Genomic DNA, 5,060 nt, shown 5'->3' on the forward strand with positions numbered 1-5,060 from the left:
CTTCTATGGTTATTTACTGCAAACCTAAAATTTATTGTTTAGATTATTTGCGACTGTAGTATTTATTTTTAAACTTTTAGAAATTATAGGTATTAGTTTTGTGTTGTGTGATTGAAACAAGGGGTTTTATTTATTAATATTCTTTCTTTTAGGTTTTTTAGGTTGTAAATATTTTGTATAGGACACTTTGTTTTTATTGTAGTTAAAACATACAAGTTACAAATAAAATGAATTTTCACAAAATCTATCATTTTGGCATGATTCTTGCATGTATTTTATAAAATTACATACATTAAGTAATCGACAATATGAGGATATGCAGGAGGCAATCCATGAATGACACTATGTTAAATGCAGTTAGCGGGATTAAAACACACCAATTTGGGCTTGATAGTATTTCTAATAATATCGCCAACGTCAATACTACAGGCTATAAGGCGAATTCACCTGAGTTTAAAACGCTTTTTGCACGTAGTATGGATTCTCTTAATGCGTCTACTGTCACAAATAATGATTTTAGTTATGGCGTTACGGGTGGAAGCAATAATATTATAACAAAAACAGGCAATCTAAAAAAAGCAGATAGCGATACAGCGGTAGCTTATACGGGTAAAGGTTGGTTTGTTGTGGGAAAAAATAAGGAGGGGCAATTTGAAATTAGTGAAGATAACTTTAATGTTAGTGATGAAAACTACTTTACAAAAAATGGAGATTTTACGATAGATTCTGATGGCTATCTTGTTAATTCTGAAGGATATTATCTCTATGGAGTGAATTTAGGTAAGATTAAAGACAACAGCTTTAAGGCTTCACAAGACCCTGAACAAGATTATAAAGAACTTGCAAAGGGGGTTATGAAGCCAATCTCCATTCCTCCACAGATTAGTTATGAACCTGTTGAAACTACAAAAGTGGATTTAAGTGTAAATCTTAATCGCATGGGTGAGCTTAAAAATGTTGTTCAGGCATATACAACTAATGGTGTATTTAATGAAATTGGATTCTTTAACCATGATTTTAATGCTTTGGCAAATCGCGATGGAGATATGATTCGCCCTAATAATTTTTCAAAAGCAGACATTGAAGTAACCATGCCTGATGGCACTGTGCAAATTGCGCATTATGAGTATGGTGATGGGACTTCTTCACAAGGTAGATTTCATACGATTGGGCAGTTACAATACCTTATCAAAAGGGATACAGGACTTGACTTAGAGCTTAATCGCGGAGCAAATGGCGTAATAGATCCTAAAGGTGTGTTGGTGCTAAAAAATAATACCAACACACCTGTAAAAATCAAAGTTAGCGGGAATTTCTTTGAAAGGCTACATATTACAGGCGAAATGGACCCTATGGCAAAGAATGACTATATCGCAGGGACAAATTTAAGTGTGCCTAGCTTCACAAATACCACAGAGGTTTTTGATCCAAGTGGTAAAAAGTATGCCTTAAGAAATGAATATTTCTTGATTAACGCAGGAGATGCAGAGGGTACACAGCAGCATCCAGAGACATGGAATGTTCGTAGTTATATTCATGAGTTTTCTGGCGATAGAATGTTGGTTAGCTCTGAAGTTAAAGAGGGCAAGATATTCTTTGACCCACAAGGCAAGGCAAATGCTGATGATATGGAAATTCCGTTTTTAGGGCAAAAAAATGTTAAGCTCACGCTTAATCGCAGCACCAACCATGTTTATGCCGAATCTGGTGTCAATAATACTGAACAAGACGGTAAAAATCGCGGCGAAATGTCTAATATTAGAATCAACAACGAAGGTGTTATTTCTGTAGCTTTCACAAATGGGCAAGTTGAGGCAATAGGACGAGTGGGACTTGCGATGTTTGCAAATGATCAAGGTTTAAAGAAAGTAGGGGGCAATCTCTTTGCGCTTAATCCGACAACTGCAAATGGTGAAGTGGTGCAACAAAGTGGCAATCCAAAGCTTGTATGGGGGGAAGATTCTAACTTGAAACAGGGTAAAGTTTTGCAAGGGTATGTAGAAACAAGCAATGTTGATGTTGCAGATGCACTAACTAGCCTTATTCTCATGCAAAGAGGCTATTCTATGAATGCTAAGGCTTTCACAACTTCTGATGATTTGATTAAGGAAGCTATTGCGCTTAAGAGGGCTTAGACTACTGCAAAGACAATCTGAGTTCTTGAAACTATAAAACTCTAAATAGAATCTTTTGTGTCTTTTTTGTGTTGATAGATTTTTAGAGAAAGATATATTAAAAAAATCGTATATATATACCAAAAGATAATAAAAAGTACTTGCGAAAATGTTACAAAAGATAAAAGAATCATGATGGGAAGTACAATATAAACAAAACTGACGACAGCTAGCTTTACTCTCGAGTGAGAATAGATGTTTCTTAGTGTCTTAAGATGAGAGAGGGTAAAGTTTGCTAAAATAAAGACTGATATTGATGTTATAATTGTTATACATACAGAAATCATTATTTTATCCATTGGGAATAGGCATGTATGATTTCATCTGTTTCATGTTGGCTAATTGCTTGCTTGCTAAGAAATTGCAGAAGAGTGCCATTATAAATAGCATCATCTAGTCCTGGTGCGTTGGCAAAGAGACTAGCACCAATGAACCTTAGGAGAATAGGATAAAATTTACCTTTTGTTTCTTTCATTTCCTCAAAATCTAGTACAGCAAATTTGTTTGATTCTATATTGTCAAATAAAAAGGTTATATCGCTTTGTGAAAGTGTCATAGTCTTATTTACACGAACTGTGCTTGTCTCAATATTTTTGGCTTTTGCTTGAATGGAGTTCATTCCTAAGGCTATGAAAAAAATACTCATAATAATTGTTTTCATTTTATAATCCTTGCAGTCGAAATAGACTATTTCATACATTTAGAATTCTATTGTAGCATAAATTTTGCAAAAACTAAACTATGTTGTTAAGTATTTATTGTGTCTCTCAACAATTTAAGAGACTTTTTGTGTTTTTTATTTAGGGATTTAATAAAGGAAAATGCTACAACAAAGTATTTGTAGCCTATAAGATTTATTGTTAAGACTATAAAAAATAATACAGGCTTAATGGCTGTTATAGTCTGTTTGCTGCTTTGTTAAAAGCGCAGTAAAATCACCAACGTATCTTGTGAGAAGTGGTTATTTCGTTTGGATGGGTAAGAATATAGAATCGAATATTCTCAGAATGATAAAATCTATTTATTTGAGTATAAAGCTCCATAATAAATCATAACTAAAGTGAGTATCTTCGTGTATCTTGTTACAAAATAATACTCTAGTGCATTTTATTCTATGTCCCATAATGCTCCATCCAAATTTCTATAAGTTTTACATTGTCTTACTAAGAATCAGTAAAAAAGTCATAGAACTAAGGAAATAATGCGATATCCTCTAATGCCTGTGATTCTTTGAATCCAAAACGTAAATTTAAATTCTGGATAGCTGCTCCTGCTGCGCCTTTTATAAGATTATCAATAGCCCCCATCATAATCACACGTTTGTTTCGCGAATCTAGACAGGCACTAATATCGACAAAGTTGCTCCCTTTTACCCATCTTGTTTGTGGAGCAATTCCTCCTTTAAGATGTCTGACAAAGATTTTATTCTCACAAAATTCCTCATAGACAGAATCTATATCTGCTTGGGTGATATTGATATAAGAAGCAGAGAGATTGGCATAAGCTGTTACTAAGATTCCACGATTCATGGGTATTAAATGCGGCGTAAAGGTTATATGAATGTCTTTGTAATCTTTATTAGAAGAGGAATGATGAGGTTGGAGTTGAGAAAACAGACCAAGATTTTGTTCGATTTCAGCTACATGTCTGTGCTTGATTAAACCATAAGCTTTGATATTGTCATGCACCTCGCAAAACAGATTTTCTAGTTTTGCGCTTCTACCCGCACCAGAGACACCACTTTTTGCATCAATAATAATACTAGAATCTTCAATGATTCCTCGTTGTAATAAGGGTAAAATACATAGCGTACTGCAAGTTGGGTAGCACCCCGGATTCGCAATAAGATTTGCATGTGTTATGGCACTTTTATTTATTTCACATAAGCCATAGACAGAATCTTGTAGTAATTCGGGATTTGGGTGAGTAAAATGGTAGTACTCTTCATATTTCTTAGGATTTTTTAGACGAAAATCAGCAGATAGATCGATAATAACTGACTGTTTAACTATTTCTTTAGTAAGAATCTCTGCTAAAAATTTATGTGGCGTTGCGGTAATGATGCAATCACTCTCTCTAGCGATTTCTACCAAATCGCTTTGCTGCATAATATTGTTAAAAATTCCATAAAACTGTCCAAGACTTTGAGAAATAGGAATTCCAGCTTGTGTATTAGCACCAAAGTGATTGATAGTTACATCATTATGTGTGTTTAAGATTCTAAGCACTTCACTGCCGCCATAGCCACTGACACCTAAAATTGCCACTTTTATCATATATTCTCCTTATAGATTGTAATTTGTACTACTTGAAGCCTGTCTTGCAAGAGATTTGGATATGGAAATCCATTAAAGAATCCTAGATTTCACTGCCTTTATGGGCAGTTCTTAAGCTTTTATGTGCGCATTTAGAAAATTAGATTGAAGAATCTAAACATTTCTATTCTGAATTTCATCAAACTGAAATATTATGAGATACTAACTTGAGCGACTACATAAACAATACTTTTAACATGATGCACGATAGATTCTAAAATTTATAAACAACAAACAATGAGGCAAGCTATCGAAAGGGGATTGAAGAATACCCAGCGAAATGCAGCTTTAATTAGGGCATATAAAATCACAACACGATAGGCACAAGCACATAAATCTTTCAAAGTTCTTTATTTATTATTATACAATAATAATTAGGGTTAAAAGGGCGAAAGTCTTACACTCCAAACCTTGTGTCTTGCTTGAAATAGTTTATAGCATATTAACTTTACTAATATACTGTTTTGTCATATCATTTAATAATTAAATTGGAATTTAGGAGAGAAAATATGAAGATTCAGTTTAAGTTATTTTCATTATTATTGATTTGTGTTTTTGGGCTCATTGGTAA

3 protein-coding genes are annotated in these 5,060 nt (G+C 33.7%); 1 reads left to right on the forward strand and 2 read right to left on the reverse strand.

The window, feature by feature from the left end; translation table 11 throughout:
• Positions 1 to 332: 332 nt before the first annotated feature.
• Positions 333 to 2,135 (forward strand): flagellar hook-basal body complex protein, encoded by a 1,803-nt coding sequence (locus tag CQA44_RS11105; RefSeq protein ID WP_115547296.1) that lies wholly within the window; start codon positions 333 to 335, stop codon positions 2,133 to 2,135.
• A gap of 325 nt (positions 2,136 to 2,460) precedes the next feature.
• On the opposite strand, the gene CQA44_RS11110 is transcribed toward CQA44_RS11105, so the two are convergent.
• Positions 2,461 to 2,835, reverse strand: coding sequence for a hypothetical protein (locus CQA44_RS11110; protein WP_115547297.1), 375 nt, complete (start codon positions 2,833 to 2,835; stop codon positions 2,461 to 2,463).
• 529 nt (positions 2,836 to 3,364) lie between these two features.
• Positions 3,365 to 4,450 (reverse strand): N-acetyl-gamma-glutamyl-phosphate reductase, encoded by a 1,086-nt coding sequence (argC, locus tag CQA44_RS11115; RefSeq protein WP_115547298.1) that lies wholly within the window; start codon positions 4,448 to 4,450, stop codon positions 3,365 to 3,367.
• Positions 4,451 to 5,060 lie beyond the last annotated feature (610 nt).

The sequence above is a fragment of the Helicobacter sp. MIT 14-3879 genome, assembly GCF_003364125.1.

Bases quoted from the DNA above. Each gene is read 5' to 3' on its own strand.
- CQA44_RS11110 (WP_115547297.1), bottom strand. From the start codon at position 2,835: ATGAAAACAATTATTATGAGTATTTTTTTCATAGCCTTAGGAATGAAC.
- CQA44_RS11105 (WP_115547296.1), top strand. From the start codon at position 333: ATGAATGACACTATGTTAAATGCAGTTAGCGGGATTAAAACACACCAA.
- argC (WP_115547298.1), bottom strand. From the start codon at position 4,450: ATGATAAAAGTGGCAATTTTAGGTGTCAGTGGCTATGGCGGCAGTGAA.